This is a genomic window from Peribacillus sp. RS7 (genome assembly GCF_041956845.1).
GTDB lineage: Bacteria > Bacillota > Bacilli > Bacillales > DSM-1321 > Peribacillus.
Genome location: NZ_CP168135.1, coordinates 5,485,945 through 5,504,018 on the forward strand (window position 1 = coordinate 5,485,945; position 18,074 = coordinate 5,504,018).

Below are 18,074 nucleotides of genomic sequence, written 5' to 3' on the forward strand. Positions count from 1 at the left end.
TGTAGGAATGGGATGTTTTTTCGACACAATGGTGTTCGAATGATCTCTATCCCTTTCAGAGATTTTACCGAGGGAATGATATGGTTTTAATGCATGACTTGGTTATACTCCATGATTTTTACTGTTTTAAATGGGATGAAACCTTTCTAGATTGAAGAAATTTGCGACACTCCTGCTTAATAACTGGCTGCCGAGACACCAAAGATGCTGCGGCGAGGAGGCTTGGCGGAAAGGAAGCGGATTTCTGAAAACAACTGGAACGTATTTCAAATAAAAAAACTGCAGGCAAACTCGCTTTTCTTCAAGTTTGTCTACAGTCTTACATGCCGTTAGTTTATTCGTCTGATTCTGCCCCAGGACGATTGGATTGTGTTGGCAGGGTGTCCCAAAAGCCTGCATCAACAGTTTCAATAGAATCATCGGCAAGAGCTCTCACAGCTGCATCCAAAGTGGTTACCGTTTGCTTTATTAGATAACCATTACTTTTTTGTCCAAGTGCTACTGACTCGACATTGTGGTCAGACATACCTCGCATCTCAAATAACAGAGTGGCAATATCATAACGAACAGCTGCACCGTTACGACCTATATTTTCTCCTGAACCGCCATCATATTTACCAATATGGCCCCAACCAGCAGGTTCAATTGAGTTATATACAACAGCACCCAGTTTTTTTGAAGCTTCTAACACTTCTGGCTTTACGTTAGCGTTTGTAGGATAAAGAATGGAACCTGAAACAAGTTCACCATCAGTTTCGCTTAACGTCCCTTGATGATGTAAATCTATCATGTAATCTATATCATATTTCGCAAATACATTTTCGTGTAAAGCTTTTACCTCGACTTGCATTTGATCAGTTTTTTTATCATGCTCACGGTTCAAGTCAATCCCGTTTGCATTTGCCCGGGTTAGATGTCGATCACCTTTTGCTAAATAGTCATCAAGAGGGAAATTAACATCTCCCATTGCCCCATCTGCGTTTAACATAGGGATGATCAGAATATTAACATTGTCCAATAAACCTTTAGTCTTATTCGTGCCTAGATGTTTAATGAATTCGAGTGCACCCTCAGTAGTCAGTTGTTCATTTCCATGCTGTTGAGTTAAAAATAGTATAGTTGGGTTTTTAGGATTTGAAATATACTTAGCTAGGTAAATATCTCTCCCTTTTACCGTTTCCCCGATTACTTCCAGTGCCAATCTTTCTTGTTTAGCATCCTGGGTTTCAAGATAACTTACCAAGCTTTCATATGTATGTAGATTTGAAGTTGTAACTTGACCATTTCCAGCACTTGGGCCATTTCCAACCGCTCCGACTGGTAGCGCAACAGCTGTTACTGCGCTTAAAGTCATTAAACTAGATAATGAAACTGTTAGAACTCTCTTCTTAAAACTCATAAAACCCCTCCTTATTAATTTAACAATTAATATAACCTTATTAATATTCTGACATTTTTAACACTTTGTGTTAATAGTGAAAAATAACTATGTTTCCAACTAATATCATTTATTAAACAATAACCGTTGAAAGGACTTCATTTACAAAGGCGATTCTCTCAAAAAAATGTTCTGCCTGTGTTGTTCCTGAAAGATTTAAGTGAAAAATTCATCGAAACCGATCATGAAGAAAAACCAGGCGGGTATCCGTCTGGTTACTTCAATCCTATACTGGAAGTTAATATAAATATCTTTTCCCACTAAATTTTATTTTTTTTATTGCCTGCCCTCCGTCAGGGGAATTGACTCGTATTGTTCCGGATTTATTTTATATACAGATCCATCAGTAACACCATCAATTATCCCATATAACCCGCTTTCCACTGCTTTAGTAAGCATGCCTTTTTTCTTTTGGCCAAAGGATTGTGTTTGGCCCCTTACTTCAAAGAGTACTGTCCCACTTCCGTTTAAAGCAAAGGCTCCTAGTGCCGTTCCAGGAAGGTTTTGGTTTTGCGGATATAAGGATATATTTCCAAATGGGGAATTACCTTGTTGTTTCATAGCATTGTATACCGCTACATTTAATTGTCTGGAAAAATCATAATTATAGTTTTTTGCATATTTGGCATACGCTTGTCCTGAAGGTGTTCTTGGATCCGGAACAAATTGACCGGAAATCGAGTATGTGACTAAATCATCAGTCCCATCGATTTCATAATAGGGAGCTTGGTGGTGCAAGTCCACAAAAATCTCCACCTTCCCATATTGATTAATTAAAGACTTGTAAACATCACGTGATGCTTGTGATTCAGGTGTTATGAACCAACCGGGGGTGGATGATTTTCCAGGGAAGTCTTTAGCTTGAGGGTTATAATTCAAATCAGGATTAAAGTCACGATTGACATCGAATCCAGGTTTGGACTCATAATCAAATGATTCATTTTTATATGTATAATAGTTCCAAGATGGTTTGGCTCCAGCCAGTTGTGGAAATTGTTCCACGACCTCAGACCAGGTCATATCATTACCCCGACGGTTTAATTCAGCAGCATCCGGATTTATTTTAGGCAAAGCGACAAGGGTAATTTCTTTGCGAATTTTCTCCGCTTCAGGAGAATTGGTCCCCAAAAACTTCAAGATATTCAAGATGGCTTCCGTACCAGTCTTCTCATTTCCATGGATCTCACTTTGAATTAAAACTACTTTTTCACCTGTCCCCACGGAAGCTTTATAGATTTCTCTATTTCTATTGGAATATCCAGCTACATCCACTTTCACTTTACCTTGGCTATCACTTGCAATTTGTTCTAGCTTTTTCCCTAGTTCAGCATGGTCTGTAAAACCTGAAACGGAATAAGTTTGTTGACTAGGTGTTCCTGGGGATGTTTCTTTTGCTGCCAATGTCGGTGCCGCGATACTCGCAGATAAAACGAAAACTCCTAGTGTAGAAACAATTTTTCTGTTCTTCATATTACAACGATCACTCCCTTAAAGTATTCTTCTGTCCCATTATACAATTTGGCAAAGTAGAAATATGTTGGAATTTGATGTCGTAATATGGCTTTTTTTATGATTCAAGACATAATAGTTGAATGGTTCGCCATTGAAAAAATTCGCAATGCCCTTCCAGCCGAATTTTCATTCAATCCTAAGCGATGAAAAGCAGCAAAAAAAAGAGAATGTCAGACATTTTTTATCCTTCTGCTTTTACTCAATTTCCCTCCCCCTATTCTTATGTACTTGTTTTATTCTATGAAGCATGAAGAACATTGGACTAGACAAGTAACTATTAGATGGGTGCTACGCTCCCTTGTTCAGATCGTGATTACATCCTCATTTATGAAAGAAGCCCCATTTTCCAACGTCAAAAAATCCGCGACATGTGTATCACGAATTGTTGCTGATATTGGCTTGTAATAGTCGAATTGATAATTTGTACTACTATAACATCACAGTTAATTCATCGTAGTTCCTTTTCTTATCAAAAATTCAGCAATAAATTTGTTGACCTGTTTCGATTCGTTTACTGTTTGAGCTTCGGGTATACCTAGCATCGGCATCCACTGGGACATCCAATGATACACCATAAGCTACTGGGAACCGTCAAAACTACCTATCTTTACATTAGGGCTGCTTCTCTAATTTTTTTCTTATTTTTCCAACCATTAATAATAATAACGGCATAAAAAAACAAATGGTTAAGGAAAAAGGTGTCCAGGCTATAGACATAAAGTTTTGATAATGCACTATATCGGGATGCGAAAAGATTGTAAAAGTGAGAATTAGAAAAGCTAATGGGAAAAGAAGGATCTTGTAATTTTGCAGACCTAGCAATTGAGCTAGTCCTAAGGCGAGTCCATAAAAGCAAATGGTCAACTTAAAATATTCTGTAAAAATCCAAATGAAGGCCACAATGACCTCGACCCTTTCAAAAAATCACCAATACCAATCCTCATCCCCAGTTTATAAAAAGGATAGGGTAGGTTAGTTAACTTCTTCAATGGGATAGGAACTCGAGATTTCAATGCTAACCTCCTCTAATCAAAAGCATGTTAAAAAAATTATTGTAATGATCATTAATTGTTTCAAATTAATTTGGCCATTTGAATAACTTGAACATAAAATGGCCAAAACTAAGGAGTATTAAAAAGGAAGGAACAAACAAAAATGTGAATCTGAATGCCTGCTAGTTTCAAAATTTCATCACATCAATTGATGATTTTAATCCTTTTGTATTCGGTTGGAACGGTTATTTTACATACTCCTTCTCCTTTAGCTGGTTTTGCAAAGCAGGATGCGTGGCTTGCTGCATTATTTGGCACAGGAGTTGCATTAATTTTTGTATGGTTCTTCATTAAAACTTTTTGGATGCCGGATACACCACTTGTAGCATTGAATATATTGTTAGCTGTAGTAGTGATCTTGACAGCTCGCCTTGGTATTGAAACTTTTACACGCACATTGGAAATTTTCTTCATACCTGTTCTAATATTACTTACTATTTTTTTAATTTCTGTCATACCTCAAGCGAATGTTCAAAACATACAGCCAGTATTAGAGAATGACGGTTGCATTAAGGATAAATTGGATATGATCGTAATGAAGTTACGAATGAGGTGATATATTGAAACATAAAATAATCATTATACTTAGTCTGGTTTTTATAGTATTCATGACTGTTTTACTCATCTTTTACCTCATAAAAGATGATTCTTCCCGATGGATGGTAGCTTTAGGGGGAATATTAGTAAGTGCGTTGCCCATTTCATTACTATTTGTAAAAAATAATCCTTTTAACATTCCAATCATAATCGGTTATTATGTTTTTGTTTTCTGTACGACATTTTTAGGGTCAATCGCAAATTTTTATGTGGATTTAAAATGGTGGGACTCTACCCTTCACTTCTACAAGGGTATTTTCGTGGGTTTTGTTGGAATTGCTCTTTATAAAAAATTCATTCCTCAAAAGTCGAGAAAAGATATATCAAGCTGGGTCACCTTTCTTTTTGTACTCTCACTTGCAGTCCTTGCCACTGTCCTTTGGGAAGTCTATGAGTATGTAGGTGATCTAACTTTTACTCATACCATGCAGCGAGGCGGTAATAAGGATACCATGTACGATATAATTTGCGGTCTTATCGGTGGTCTGCTTATCTCCAGTTATTCCTGTATAAAAAAATCAAAATTATAATGATTTGTTGAGGTAATCTTATGAATAGAAAGCTAGTTATTTTATTAAGTTTAGTGTATGTCCTTTTCATGGCGGCTTTATCTATCTTTTACTATACAACCGATGAAACATTCAAATCCCTGGTTTCGATAGGAGGAGTGGCATGTGGAGCAATTCCCCTTCTATTGGCCCTATTTACCAAGCTTCAATTCAATCTGCCAATTATCATTTCCTATTTAGTCTTCTTATTCGGTTCACAATATTTAGGATCTATTTTAGGCTGGTATGGTCTGGGGTGGTGGGACACACTCTTACATTTACTAAGCGGATCCCTTCTTGCTTTTACAGGTATTGCTTTATATGAACGTTTAATATACAGAAATGCAGGTAAAGAGATATCTCCTTGGTTTGTCTTTTTGTTTACCCTCTCTTTCTCAGCACTTGGTGGTGTTATATGGGAGATCTACGAATTTGGTTCCGATCAATTATTCGGAATGACATTACAAGGCGGGGGAAATAAAGATACAATGATAGATTTGATCGCGGATACTGTTGGAGGTCTTATCATTGCAGTGTGGGCCGGAGTTCGGACAAAGGTTAAGGTAAAGAAAACTTGAAAATTACACTTGGTTTAATCAGATCTTTTTTCTTATTGTTAACGTTTTGCTTCAAAAAAGTTGACTGCATATAAAAAACGACCATCATATGGATGGTCGTTTTTTGTCATTTAAATATGATAGATATGATCTTTTCCGTCGTCATCTCACTATCTACCACGTATGTTCCAGGACGTAATCCGTTGGCCTTGCCTTTCTTTTCAACCTCATCAGAAAACCCATAGGCATTCTTAATGACTTTTGCTTTTTGAAGGTTTTTACCCACATCGATGCTTGTCGAGCCTTTAGACACTGTCAGAACTGTTCGGTATATGATTTTTTCTGTTGGTTCTTTTACAGTTTCTTTTTCCGCTTCCGCTTTATCTTTAATTGCCTCTGCTTCAGCAATCTGATCTTCCCATTCTTTTTCGGAATGTATGACATACCCTTCAGAAGCCAGGGACTCTTTCATATCATCTTCCGATAGTTTCTCTGATGTACCGGTCGCTTCACCTGGAACAAAGAAGTACACTGCACCGCACAAACCTGCTGCAACAATAAGGCCTCCGGCAAAGCTGCGCATTGATTTAGATGTCATTGGCCACTTTACTCCTTTCATTCTTCGTTTTAATGTAAGGAGTAAGCAAGTTTTCTATCTCATTTTCTGTCTGTTTTGTTTTCAGTGCGATGCTTTCGAATGAATAGCCTCGCTTATGTAGGTCGAGTACTTCACGCAACAAGCTCCGCTTTTCGGAAGACATTGCAAGAATGCCTGCTTCTTGCACCGTAATTTCAGCATCTATCTCGATGTTCCTGATTTTTTCCTGTAATACATTCATTTCATCCCCAAAAGTGCTAGCAATCTGCTCCAATTGACTGTCCACTTTTACAGAATCCTTTTTAATAAACGATAAAATGAACAGTAAAACTGCTGCACCAAACAAAATGACTAGAGCCCATTCCATCATTCTATGTCCCTCCTTAATCTTTGAAACTATTATCTCGCTTTCTAATTATATATTGATTTGTACCAAAACTCGATTTAAATGAACAAAATACCACAATAGTCACGTATTTATGACAAAAAAAGGCGCGAGTTGGCCATCCATAAATATTAATAATGAAAAAACGAAATGTAAGGTTTCCATTTTAGGACTATTTTACCATATTTCATTCATTATTTATACCTTTGTTAAGATAATATGGCAAAGGATATTTGTTTGTCCCTTAACATACTGCCAGTTCCAAATAGAGCCCGGACAATGGAATGGATAATGCCTTGTCCTTAGATAAGTGCTCCAACTTTCAACTGGATTCAAATAATGAGAAAAAGCTAAGTATAAGTTTAGCTCATGAAAATAACTGCAGCACCCCTATTAGTCATGGCCCCTGTTGCTTCACCTTCTCTTTTACTTTTCCCTTAAAGGATTCCAAGATGTATATTAAATGACAAATGCATTTCCAAAAGATAAGATTATACTATTAGGTTCCTTTTCCTGTTTCATTAAATAGATGAGATTTTTAATAGCATATACTTTTTGGAGGTAATAAGGAGGAAACAATAAATATTAAAATAAATAAAATACCTGGTTTCATGCAAGCCGAAATCGAACAACTTCAATCATCATTATCCCCATTGTTGAAGAAAAATTTGAAATACGGATTTTTTTCGACGGTGATGATAGGATTTTCCATCATTAACCTTTTTTTCCTTTTATTTAAGAGCGAATCCTTACCCATCTCGAAAACCGCACTTGGAATCTATGCATTGGTGGGAGCTGTAGGATTTGCACTATTAAAAGAAAACAAGCACAACCAAAAAGAAATAGTGAAAATGAGTCAAAAATATATGTTGGAGAGAATCAAAAAAAGCAACTATTTAACAGATTCCAGAAAAAGTAATTACTTTAAAAGGGTAAATGAGCATCCGCTATCTGCCATGAATGTTTTTATTGAGTTTCTTGCCGAGGAACAACAAAGTAAGAACAAATCCTCACACAATGAGTAAATACAAAAAAAAGTTCGTGAATTTTTATAACTTTATCGGTCGTTGAAATAAGTCAACAAACGATTAGCGCATTAAAAAAACAACTCAACCAGTATGCTCGGGTAGACTTCCGATTCACACTGGTTGGTTGCTTCGCTTTTAAACTTCTACTTATTCGGGCAAGACCACTTTACGATAGATCCCTGCCAAAAAAGGTTGAATAAAATATCTTGCAAATTCTCTGTATTAACGTTTCTTAAATGACGTTTATTTCAATTGGGCTGCACAATAATTAGTCATGGAGGTTCTTATCAATGAGTTCATGAAAATAGACTGCAGCATGTTCAGTTGGAGAAAAGATACCATTTGTAAACGCCTGAGAACTTAATCCTTTTTGCAATTTTTCCACAAGTTCAAAATCTTCCTGGCGTACTTGATCAACGAAATTAAAATATTCTTCTTTTTCTATTGTTGTTTTTTCATTAAGGGAATAATCACAATAAATACCTAGCGACGTCTCTGCATCAACAGGAATTACTTGAATGGTATTCACATTTCCGTCTCCTGGATAAACGTTAATCATCATATTTGGCCAAATCCAATAAAAGCGCGCTTGGTCACCTTCAGAATTCTTGCTTGCTGTCATATATTGATAGGTGAATTTGTCGTGTGTCGTTGTGCAAAAGTTCGCTAGATCAAAAGATTTTGCAAAGCCTGGATGAGCAATGGAACAATGGTCACATTCAAGGTAGTTGTCAACAACAGCTTTCCAATTAGCCTTAACTACACGCCGGGTTTCCCTAACTAGTTTTAGAGAATGAAAGAAGTGATACTCTTTCATTTCCTCTAGAAATTCCTGATATGCTTCTGCCAAGGAAGGTGCATTTTTGTCTAGATTGACAAAAATCATAGCATTCTGAACTTCTAAACGAATGGATTTCATACAGCTGTGTACTCCCAATTGATTCGTTTTAAAATTAGGAGCTCTATTTACATTTCCATCTAATTTGAATGTCCATCCATGGTATCCACATTGTAAAACTTTTTTATTTCCTTTATCAGAGTTTTCCACTTTCATTCCACGATGAGGACAAATATTATAGAAAGCACGCAGTTCTCCATCAGTTCCGTGAGAAACGATAATAGGCTCTCCGGCGACATCTAAAGTCAAGAAGTCGCCTACTTTTTCAACTTGACTGGCATGCCCCACCAATATCCAATTTTTCCTAAAAATCTTTTTTCTTTCTTCATTAAATACCTCTGGATCAACATACCGTGAATAAGGTAATGTTGGGCTAAATTGTACATTTTCTTTTTTCGTAGTCATATCGAAAATCCCTCCAGATAATTAGCTAATTTTTTAAAGTTCAACGCTTAATACTTACTATTTTCAATTTCCAGTTATATCCGATCCATATAGACTGTCTTGACCTCTGTATAGAATTCAACAGCACTCTTTCCTTGTTCACGGCTGCCTGCACTTGAATTTTTACATCCGCCAAATGGCATTTGCGGTTCGGTTCCTGCTGTTTCCGAATTGACATGTACAAGACCCACTTCGACATCTTCAATAAACCGTTGAGCAGCCGTTAAATTATTCGTACAAATTGCTGCGCTCAATCCATACTCTGTATCATTCGCCATCATAACTGCTTCCTCATAGTTTCCGGCCTTAAAAAGAGCGATGACTGGCCCAAATATTTCTTCCCGTGCAATGCGGGCATGTTGAGGAACATTTTCAAAGATAGCCGGCCTGACATAAAAACCGTTCGCCAATTCCTCTTCTGTCGGAATCTCTCCTCCACACAAAAGCGTCGCTTCTGATTTCCCAGCATCAATCATATCAAGCACACCATCGCGTTGTGATCTAGATACAGCAGGACCGATATATGTTTCTTCATTGAGCGGGTCGCCCACTTTTAATTCTTTCGTACGCGCGACAAGACGTTCACGGAAAGCCTCGTAAATTCCTTCTTCCACAATCACCCTACTAGTTGCTGTGCATTTTTGCCCCGTGGATTTAAAAGCTCCTCCTACAGCAATTTCAACTGCTTTTTCAAGATCAACATCAGCGAGGACGACGAGCGGGTTTTTCCCTCCCATTTCCACTTGCACTTTCTTCCCATGTCCAATGGCCTGTTTTTGAATTTTCTGACCTACTTGATTCGAGCCGGTAAAAGATATAGCCTTCACATCCGGATGTTCCACCAATGCAGCTCCAATGATGGAACCTCTTCCGAACACACAATTAATGACACCAGCTGGAAGACCGGCTTCATCTAATGCTTTCATCACATGATAGACAGACTTAGGTGTAAGATCAGCCGGTTTAATCACGACTGTATTCCCGTAAATCAGGGCCGGCGCCAATTTCCATACAGGGATGGCAATAGGAAAGTTCCATGGTGTAATCAATCCCACCGGACCGAGCGGAGTGCGAGTAGTGTACAAAAATGTATTGGCATTAGCTGAAGGAATTACTTCCCCAAGTGGCTGCCGAGCTTCAGCAGCATAATATTCAAGTATGCTAACGGCACGGTTGGCTTCCCCCATCCCTTCCAAGAATGGTTTCCCTTCTTCCTTTATCAAATCCTGACCTATTTCCTGCACATTCTTTTTCAAAATATCAGCTGCTTTCTGCAAGTATGAAGCCCGTTGCTGAAACGACAGTTTTTTCCAATCGGGAAATGCATTTTTTGCGGCTGCAACTGCATCATGTAAATCAGCCGCCGCACTAGATGGAAATTCCCCTAAATTTTCTCCATTATGGGGACTAAGATTTTCCTTATACTCCCCTGTAGTTGGTTCTTGCCATTTTCCATTAATATAATTTAAGTAACGCATACAATTTCCTCCCGCATTCTATTTTTCTACATCTAGATTAAAGATTTGATTATTACTAGAATCTTCTAAAATGAATTCTTCCACATTTCGTTCATACTCGAATTGTGGCACGTTTTCTTTTGTGGGCGTATTAAGAATTTCTATTGAACGAAATCATTTTGCTGTTCATTTGATAAGGTAGGCACATCTACCTTCCTTCTCGTATATCTAAAATAGTAAAATATATAGCAAGCAGCGACGAAACCTAATCCCCAATACAACGAAGTGCGCTGTGTCGGATCATATGCCGTGAACACGAAAATACCTAGACACATAAGGATGCAGAGAATCGGGGCAAAAGGGAAGAAAGGTACTCTATACTTCAGATTTTCCACCTTTCCGCCCTCTCTGATATACTGCTTACGGAATCTGTACTGTGCGAACGCAATCGCCATCCAAGTAAGTACCCCTCCAACCCCACTTATAGAAAGTAACACAACAAATAACGTTTCTTCCGCTACTACACTAGTAAGTAACGACAGCAAGGCAAAGAACAGAGTGACGAGTAAAGCGTTAATGGGTACACCGCGCCGATTGAGCTTTCCAAATGAGGAATGTGCCATACCGTTTTGAGAAAGGGAGAAAAGGATCCTGGTACAAGCAAACAGACCCGTATTCCCAACAGAGAGCACCGCCGTCAAAATCACGAAATTCATAATGTCAGCGGCATAAGGAATGCCTACCATTTCAAAAACGGTGACGAAAGGGCTTTCCAGCACCCCAGCTTCTTGCCACGGAACGATAGCCGACAGAACAAAGATTGCTAGAACATAGAAAAGCAGCACACGTATTACGATGTTACGAATCGCTCTCGGAATGCTTTGTTGCGGGTTTTCCGTCTCTCCTGCTGCAACCCCCATGATTTCCGATCCCTGGAATGCGTATACGACCGTCATCATTGATATAAACACACCCGTGAATCCTGTAGGGAATAGTCCATCACCCATAAGATTGGAAAAAAACGGAGCAGGTTGAGCATCCATATGAATCAATCCAAACATTGCGGCCGCACCGATAATTATGAACAGAATAACGGCAAGTACTTTAATCCCTGAGAACCAGTACTCTGTCTCAGCGAAACTTCTCGTTGTTAAAGCATTTATGGTGAACAAAAGTACGGTAAATATCACACACCATATCCATACTGGTATATCAGGAAACCATCTAGTCATGAGCAAACCAGCCGCCACAAATTCCAAGCCTACGTAAAGAGCCCAGCTCAGCCAGTAAATCCAGCCGATGACAAATCCAGTGGCGGGTCCGATAAATTTTGTTGCATGGACCTGAAAGGAACCTGAAACCGGCATCACTACCGATAATTCACCGAGACAAATCATCGCCAAGTACATTAATAAACCACCGACCAAATAGGCAACAATCGCTCCTCCGGGTCCAGCTTCACCGATCGCATATCCTGATCCCAGGAAAAGACCTGTTCCAATTACCCCACCTAAGGAGAGCATGAATAAATGTCTACTCTTCATCGAACGCTGTAATTCCTTTGGCTGATTTTCATGTTTTGTTTCCATGAATGCCCCCCTTTCTGATTGATAAACTGCCCCATACACTGATTAACACAAGTTATAGAGAGTTCCCATTATTCTGAAAATAAAACACATTATTGTGGAGATAAAGCTTCGGAAGGCTCTGCATATTCCAGCAAGTCGCTGATTGTCGGTTTGAATATTTCATAAGCTACATCTCTTTGATATTTATTTTGGTTTTTTGCTTGTGTAAACAAGTGATACGTATTTTTCCTGCATAGTTGTTCGATATCATCAACTACAGATTGTGGATTTGGATTTACTAGTCCAAAAATAACGGCATCATAAAATCTAATCGCCCCAAGGTTCGCAACGAAATCATTGACAACATCAATTCCTCTTTGTTTTATGATTTCGTCTCCCTCTAAAGAAAGGGGAATGTTTGCCGCCTCCACAATTAAGCTTGCTTTTACGCTTTTAGCATTTGATTTGTGGATGACATCCTCTAGTGCGGACGGAATTAATATGTCGCAATCTATATCGAGCCAATCCGTGTTTGCCCTTACATCATAATGCGGTTCAAAAAACTCTTTATCCATTTCTCCGTATGAATTCTTACGATCAATAAGCTTTTGGACATCTAATCCTTCTTCACACGTTACCAAAAGGTTGGCATCAGAAATCCCTACAACTTTATAACCTAACTGGGACATTTTCAATGCACAACTTGCTCCTACACAGCCGAAACCTTGAATGACAACTCTCGCTCCATCTTTTCCGCTTTTAAATTTCCATGCCTCATCTGCCGAAAATGCTACACCATATCCTGTTACGACATCGTTTAAAAACAACCCGTCAATTTTTGTCGTCAAAAGTTCATCAAAGTCTATTATCCCTTGCAGAACATTCAGATTCTGCTTCATTGATTTCGTAAGAGGTATATCCATACCAAACTCATTGAATATTTTGAGCACATCTTCATATTTGGTACCTAAGTCACTGCCTAAAGATACCCCGATGTCTATATAAGGCATCATCGCAATTAGAAATCTTCTTAATACTGCATACGCGTCTGGCGCTTTATAATCATAGGCAATGCCCGCTTTACAACCGCCTGTCGTCTCGGACTCACAGGCTACATACTTATAAGCCATCGCCTCAGCTAATCTTTCGACCTCTTCTCGTGTAACCGTTGGATGCATTCTTGTACCGCCGCCTGAGTAGCCTTTAACAAAGTTATGCACGACCAGCCACCCTTTTGCATCTGTTTCCGTATCATTCCATTCCACAACTAAATATGGTTTTAACATTTGTGAACCCTCCCCAAAAACTTCCTTTTATTAATTCCTACGACTGACTTCTAATGGAAACAAACCAAAGCATGGATGCCGCAACTATTTGTTGGACACTAGCTTTTCGTGTACTCCCTTCTTGTCTTGGCCTACAGTTAGAATCTTTGGATTGACTGCAACTTCGATTACAGCCGGAAGCCCTGAAGCAATCGCCCTTTGAAGCGCTGGCGCAAAATCACTATTTTTTTCAACCTTTTCACCATGCGCTCCAAACAAGCGGGCCAATTCGGCAAAATTAGGGTTGGACAATTCAGTTCCAACGACCCGTTTTGGAAAATGCCTTTCTTGATGTACACGAATCGTTCCGTACATATTGTTGTTCACGACAATTGATATGGTCGGAATTTTATACCGTACAGCCGTTTCAATCTCTTGGAGAGTCATCATAAAGCCGCCATCTCCTGAAAAAGAAACAACATGTTTCTGAGGTTGCGCCAGCTTTGCCCCTATTGCAGCAGGCAGTCCATATCCCATCGCTCCCGAAGTTGGCCCCACGTAAGTGTTTTCATGTTCAAAACGATAATATCTGGATAGCCATCCAAAAAAATTGCCGGCATCATTTGTAATAATGGTGTCCTTCGGAAGACAGACAGCAACGTCATGCATTAATCCATCCATATCCACGAAATCTTTTGTGTAGTCGGCCTTTGGTTCAGAAAATGTCATATATTTTTCATGCAATTCTTTCACATTATCTTCGTTTGAAATGGAAGAACCTGAAGCTTGCAGTGCTTGTTCTAAGAAACTCTTGGCATCTGCTTCAATGGCAAGGGAAGGAGCATACACTTTACCAAAAATATCGGGACAAATATCTACATGGATCAGTTTTGTATTTTCAGAGAGCAAGGTGTAATCTTGTGTTCCTACTTGAGAGAATCGTGTCCCTAACGCCAAAACTACATCTGCATCTCGGATTGTATCCAGTAAATATTGTGGTGTCCCAAACCCTAGCCATCCTGCATAGCAGGGGTGTGAGTTCGGAAACGCGTCGAATCGGCGGAAAGCGGTAACAACAGGAAGTTTCATTGCCTCGGCAAACTGTACAAGCAGCTTGTTAGACTTAGCATGAATCACACCGCCACCAGCAATCAATATGGGGCGCTCCGCGTTTCGTATCGTCTCTATCGCCTGCTTCAAATCGTCCAAATGTGGTTGGGGAGGAAGCGCGCGATAAGAAGGATAGATGTTCAACTCTGCCTCATCTTCTAACATGTCATGCGGCAAAGCCACTAATACAGGACCCGGACGTCCCGATCGCGCCATATGGAACGCCCGTTGCAATAATTCCGGGATTCTTTCCACACGATCAATCTCAACCGTCCATTTACATAAATGACTGAAAAAACCCGTCAAATTCACTTCCTGAAACGCTTCCTTTTCTTTAAAAGGGCGTTCGACTTGGCCAATAAGCGCAACCAAAGGGGTTGAATCCTGAGCAGCAGTATGAATACCGATAGCTAAGTTTGAAGCACCCACTCCACGCGTTGCCATACAAACTCCTACCTCACCTGAAGCCTTCGCATACCCTTCCGCCATAAAAGAGGCACCTCCTTCATGTCTGGCGGAAATAAGTTCTATTTCAGGATGTTGATATAGTGCATCCATTACACTAAGATAACTTTCACCTGGTACACAAAAAGCTTTTTTTACCCCTTCTTTAGCCATTACTTCTACGACTGCTCTTCCTCCACTGACTTTCATATTCAGCCTCCCGCTTTCAAGAACGTGTATTTGTTTGCTAATTTATGTTTCTATTAATATTGCACTCATTCTTACTATCATTTAACAAGTTTTTCGATACCAGAAACTGGTTTATTATCTGCTTCCGTCTCAATTGAAGTATTTCTTGTAATAGCACTTACTCCCAAAGTTACTGCAATGTTGATGAATAATACAGCTAACCCCACATCAAGATCCTGTATTGCTTGCGGTAGAGATGGAAATAATGTGGCAAGTGTCGTACCTGATGTAGTCGAGTAAATGACAATTAGAATTCCAGCTATCATTCCGGCAAAAGCTCCTTGAACGGTAACAGGATTCTTTTTCCACAAACTGAAAAATAGTGCTGGGAACAACTGTGCCATGAAGCTATATGCCATAAGATACAGCGTAAAAATCGACTCCCCGCCATTGAACGTAAAGTATAGGGTCACTATAGAAATGACAGGTACTAACATCATGCTCAATCTTCGAAGTTGGTCATCTGATGTATTCGGTTTCCACACCTTATATACATTTTTTGAAAGTATCGTGGCCGTAGCCGTCAACACGAGTGAACTAGGTATAAGGGCGGCCATCGCCCCAGATGCTCCAATAACTCCAACAAACCAGGGATCGAATGACATCTTCGCCATTTTAAATAAAGCCAAATCTGCTTCTGCTCCCTGTAAATTCGGAACTTGAAGAATCGCAGAAAAACCAATAAAAAGCGAAAAAATGATGATTACTTGATAAATTGGCATAACCCCAGCATTCCAACGAAGTGATTTTGGACTTTTTGCAGAAAACACTCCCGCTAACATATGAGGAAACATATAGAATGCCAGTGCTGTCATAATCGTAGCGGAAATAAACCAAGAGATACTCAATCCTTGTTCAGGGAATATCAATAATCCATGTTTTGCTGTATCGATTGCTTCAAACATCGACTGCAAACCACCGTAATAATGAAGTGGAAAATAAATCCCCATAAAGACGACAACTGCCAAAATCATGATATCTTTAATAACCGCCGTCCACGCTACGCCATGCATCCCTGAGGCAGTTACATAAATTGTGATGGCAATTACACCTACAACTATAGCCACATTAGGAGAGATGGACCCATAGGACGCCTCCGATACGATAATTCCTAACCCTTTTAACTGCATGATTAGATAAGGAATAATTGAAATAACGCTGATTACCGCCACAAGAACACCTAAAGCCGGACTATTGTACTTCTTGTCATAAAAATCGGATTGAGATATGACATTATTTTTTTTTGCATATCTCCAAATTGGCGGCAACAGCCAATAGGCTATTACAAAATAGAAGCAATTGAAAGCATATAAGGCTGGAGGCATACCAGATCTATAAGCGCCGCCGCTGGCCCCCAAAAACGTATATGTCGTAAACATTTCACCTGCAATCAAAAAGAAGAGCAAAAAGCTGCCGAAACCTCTTCCACCTATAGCCCATTGTTCCAAACTCATATTTTTACCTTTTCGAGCTTGAAGCCCTAACCAAATACACAGAACCAGAAAGAAAAGGATGACAAGCAGGGCTTCATTCATTAGTCTTCTTCCTCCTTGGTTGCAGGATCAAGTTTATTAGCAATTATCAAGCACACCGATGTAAGACAAACCCAACATATGGCCCAAAAAAGAACAAATGGCATTCCTAAAACATATGGTTCAATTCGATTGATAACAAAAAGCGAGCCAAGTGCTGGTACCGCACTTATCACATAGATTATTTTCTTCATTTGTTCACCATCCTTATCAACAAACAGATAATTACACTTGTAGCACTACTACTTTGGCACCCCTTTAGTTAATGGCTCATTTACTGCCCAATTCGGTTTCATTCCAGTAAGGACTTGTTCCACTTGCATTGCTGCATGTACAGCCATGCGTACCGAACCTTCTTTCGTCAATGCCGCATTATGAGGGCTGACAATCACATTATCCATTTTAAAAAGGGGATTCCATTTATCAGGAGGCTCAACTTCAAATACATCTATTCCAGCGCCGGCAATCTCGCCCGCTTGCAAAGCATTTACTAAATCACTCTCCTTCACTACGCCTCCCCTGGAAGCGTTTACAAAATAGGATGAAGGTTTCATCCAGGAAAACTCCCGGCTTCCTATTATTCCTTTTGTTGTTTTCGTTAATGGCAGATGCAGACTGATAACATCAGAGTTTCTGAAAACCCACTCTAAGTCAGTTGCTATCTCTAACTCCGAATTCGTGCTGGCTGTAACATAGGGGTCATAGCCAATCACTTTCATATCAAAACCTTTTGAAGCTTTTTTCGCCAGTATTCTACCAATTCTCCCTAGTCCAATAATCCCTAATGTCTTGCCTTCCAAATCCATGCCAAAAAGTTGATTGCGGATAGCAAAATTCCCACTTCGCAGCTCTTTATCAGCCACACTCAAGTTTTTGGACAAAGATAAAATAAATGCCATTACATGTTCAGCTACAGCATTCGCATTTGCCTCTGGCGTATTTGTTACATAAATGCCCCGTTCTGTAGCAGCTTCGATATCGATATTGTCCAACCCAACTCCATACTTAGCAATTACTTTGAGGTTTTCAGCTGCTTCAATAACTTCCTTATTTATTACAGCCGTTGATCTCGTTAATACTGCATCACAATCCTTGATTTCTTCCATAAGGATTTCTTGTGCAAGTTCAGATCCTACTTTAATCTTATAGCCTTTTTCTACTAAATAACTTTTCCCCTCTTTCTCTATATCTTGAGGAATATACACTAAATGACTCACATTACCACCCTTTCATGTTAACCTTGAAGGAAAAATCTTTCCTACTTCATTGTATATATACAATTATTGTGCCAACATAAAAAACATCAGTTTATTCAAGAAAGAAGCCAATTAGTTCTCAAATTAAGACATAAATAAAGTTAACAAATTGTTTCATAATGAATTAATAAGTTTC

Annotated in this window: 17 protein-coding genes; 4 read left to right on the forward strand and 13 right to left on the reverse strand. The window is 39.2% G+C overall.

Annotated elements, in window-relative coordinates:
- Positions 1 to 334: 334 nt before the first annotated feature.
- From ACDZ29_RS27070 to ACDZ29_RS27080, 3 genes are all read right to left on the reverse strand, one after another.
- The gene (locus ACDZ29_RS27070; RefSeq protein ID WP_370015577.1) at positions 335 to 1,399 is read right to left on the reverse strand and encodes a M14 family zinc carboxypeptidase; all 1,065 of its coding nucleotides are present in this window, start codon (positions 1,397 to 1,399) and stop codon (positions 335 to 337) included.
- A 315-nt stretch (positions 1,400 to 1,714) separates the two neighbouring features.
- A complete protein-coding gene (locus ACDZ29_RS27075; RefSeq protein ID WP_370015578.1) occupies positions 1,715 to 2,908 on the reverse strand; it encodes a M14 family zinc carboxypeptidase in 1,194 nt (397 codons plus the stop codon).
- Between the two features lie 654 nt (positions 2,909 to 3,562).
- Positions 3,563 to 3,850 (reverse strand): hypothetical protein, encoded by a 288-nt coding sequence (locus tag ACDZ29_RS27080; protein WP_375089354.1) that lies wholly within the window; start codon positions 3,848 to 3,850, stop codon positions 3,563 to 3,565.
- Positions 3,851 to 4,117: 267 nt separating this feature from the next.
- Between ACDZ29_RS27080 and ACDZ29_RS27085 the strand changes: the two genes are divergently transcribed.
- From ACDZ29_RS27085 to ACDZ29_RS27095, 3 genes are read left to right on the forward strand one after another with little or no spacing between them, the layout of a single operon-like run.
- Positions 4,118 to 4,558: a GerAB/ArcD/ProY family transporter gene (locus ACDZ29_RS27085; RefSeq protein ID WP_375089356.1), complete on the forward strand. Its 441-nt coding sequence runs from the start codon at positions 4,118 to 4,120 to the stop codon at positions 4,556 to 4,558.
- Between the two features lie 4 nt (positions 4,559 to 4,562).
- The gene (locus ACDZ29_RS27090; protein ID WP_289325536.1) at positions 4,563 to 5,129 is read left to right on the forward strand and encodes a membrane-spanning protein; all 567 of its coding nucleotides are present in this window, start codon (positions 4,563 to 4,565) and stop codon (positions 5,127 to 5,129) included.
- A gap of 20 nt (positions 5,130 to 5,149) precedes the next feature.
- On the forward strand, positions 5,150 to 5,725 hold the full coding sequence (locus ACDZ29_RS27095; protein ID WP_370015596.1) for a hypothetical protein: 576 nt from the start codon (positions 5,150 to 5,152) through the stop codon (positions 5,723 to 5,725).
- 106 nt (positions 5,726 to 5,831) lie between these two features.
- Here ACDZ29_RS27095 and ACDZ29_RS27100 read toward each other — a convergent pair whose 3' ends face one another.
- Together ACDZ29_RS27100 and ACDZ29_RS27105 are read right to left on the reverse strand one after the other, a co-directional pair.
- Positions 5,832 to 6,302 (reverse strand): hypothetical protein, encoded by a 471-nt coding sequence (locus ACDZ29_RS27100; RefSeq protein ID WP_370015598.1) that lies wholly within the window; start codon positions 6,300 to 6,302, stop codon positions 5,832 to 5,834.
- Positions 6,292 to 6,672: a hypothetical protein gene (locus tag ACDZ29_RS27105; protein ID WP_289325539.1), complete on the reverse strand. Its 381-nt coding sequence runs from the start codon at positions 6,670 to 6,672 to the stop codon at positions 6,292 to 6,294. Before ACDZ29_RS27105 ends, ACDZ29_RS27100 begins: the two co-directional genes overlap by 11 nt.
- 626 nt (positions 6,673 to 7,298) lie before the next feature.
- On the opposite strand from ACDZ29_RS27105, the gene ACDZ29_RS27110 reads away from it, so the two are divergent.
- Positions 7,299 to 7,712: a DUF5392 family protein gene (locus ACDZ29_RS27110; RefSeq protein ID WP_375089358.1), complete on the forward strand. Its 414-nt coding sequence runs from the start codon at positions 7,299 to 7,301 to the stop codon at positions 7,710 to 7,712.
- 271 nt (positions 7,713 to 7,983) lie between these two features.
- On the opposite strand, the gene ACDZ29_RS27115 is transcribed toward ACDZ29_RS27110, so the two are convergent.
- The 8 genes from ACDZ29_RS27115 to ACDZ29_RS27150 all read right to left on the reverse strand — a co-directional run bounded on the left by ACDZ29_RS27115 (position 7,984) and on the right by ACDZ29_RS27150 (position 17,899).
- Complete coding sequence (locus ACDZ29_RS27115) at positions 7,984 to 9,018, reverse strand: aromatic ring-hydroxylating dioxygenase subunit alpha (protein WP_375089360.1); 1,035 nt, start codon at positions 9,016 to 9,018, stop codon at positions 7,984 to 7,986.
- 74 nt (positions 9,019 to 9,092) lie between these two features.
- Positions 9,093 to 10,535 (reverse strand): aldehyde dehydrogenase family protein, encoded by a 1,443-nt coding sequence (locus tag ACDZ29_RS27120; RefSeq protein ID WP_375089361.1) that lies wholly within the window; start codon positions 10,533 to 10,535, stop codon positions 9,093 to 9,095.
- A gap of 140 nt (positions 10,536 to 10,675) precedes the next feature.
- Positions 10,676 to 12,103 carry an amino acid permease gene (locus tag ACDZ29_RS27125; RefSeq protein ID WP_289325543.1) on the reverse strand — a complete coding sequence of 476 codons (1,428 nt, stop codon included), beginning with the start codon at positions 12,101 to 12,103 and terminating at the stop codon, positions 10,676 to 10,678.
- Positions 12,104 to 12,192: 89 nt separating this feature from the next.
- Positions 12,193 to 13,368, reverse strand: a complete 1,176-nt coding sequence (locus ACDZ29_RS27130; protein ID WP_375089363.1) for a Glu/Leu/Phe/Val dehydrogenase — start codon at positions 13,366 to 13,368, stop codon at positions 12,193 to 12,195.
- Between the two features lie 84 nt (positions 13,369 to 13,452).
- On the reverse strand, positions 13,453 to 15,111 hold the full coding sequence (locus tag ACDZ29_RS27135) for a thiamine pyrophosphate-dependent enzyme (RefSeq protein WP_375089364.1): 1,659 nt from the start codon (positions 15,109 to 15,111) through the stop codon (positions 13,453 to 13,455).
- A 77-nt stretch (positions 15,112 to 15,188) separates the two neighbouring features.
- Positions 15,189 to 16,685, reverse strand: coding sequence for a sodium:solute symporter (locus ACDZ29_RS27140; protein ID WP_375089365.1), 1,497 nt, complete (start codon positions 16,683 to 16,685; stop codon positions 15,189 to 15,191).
- Entirely contained in the window at positions 16,685 to 16,876 is a 192-nt protein-coding gene (locus ACDZ29_RS27145; RefSeq protein ID WP_375089366.1) for a DUF3311 domain-containing protein, read from the reverse strand. Before ACDZ29_RS27145 ends, ACDZ29_RS27140 begins: the two co-directional genes overlap by 1 nt.
- A 48-nt stretch (positions 16,877 to 16,924) precedes the next feature.
- On the reverse strand, positions 16,925 to 17,899 hold the full coding sequence (locus tag ACDZ29_RS27150; RefSeq protein ID WP_375089367.1) for a hydroxyacid dehydrogenase: 975 nt from the start codon (positions 17,897 to 17,899) through the stop codon (positions 16,925 to 16,927).
- Positions 17,900 to 18,074: the final 175 nt, after the last annotated feature.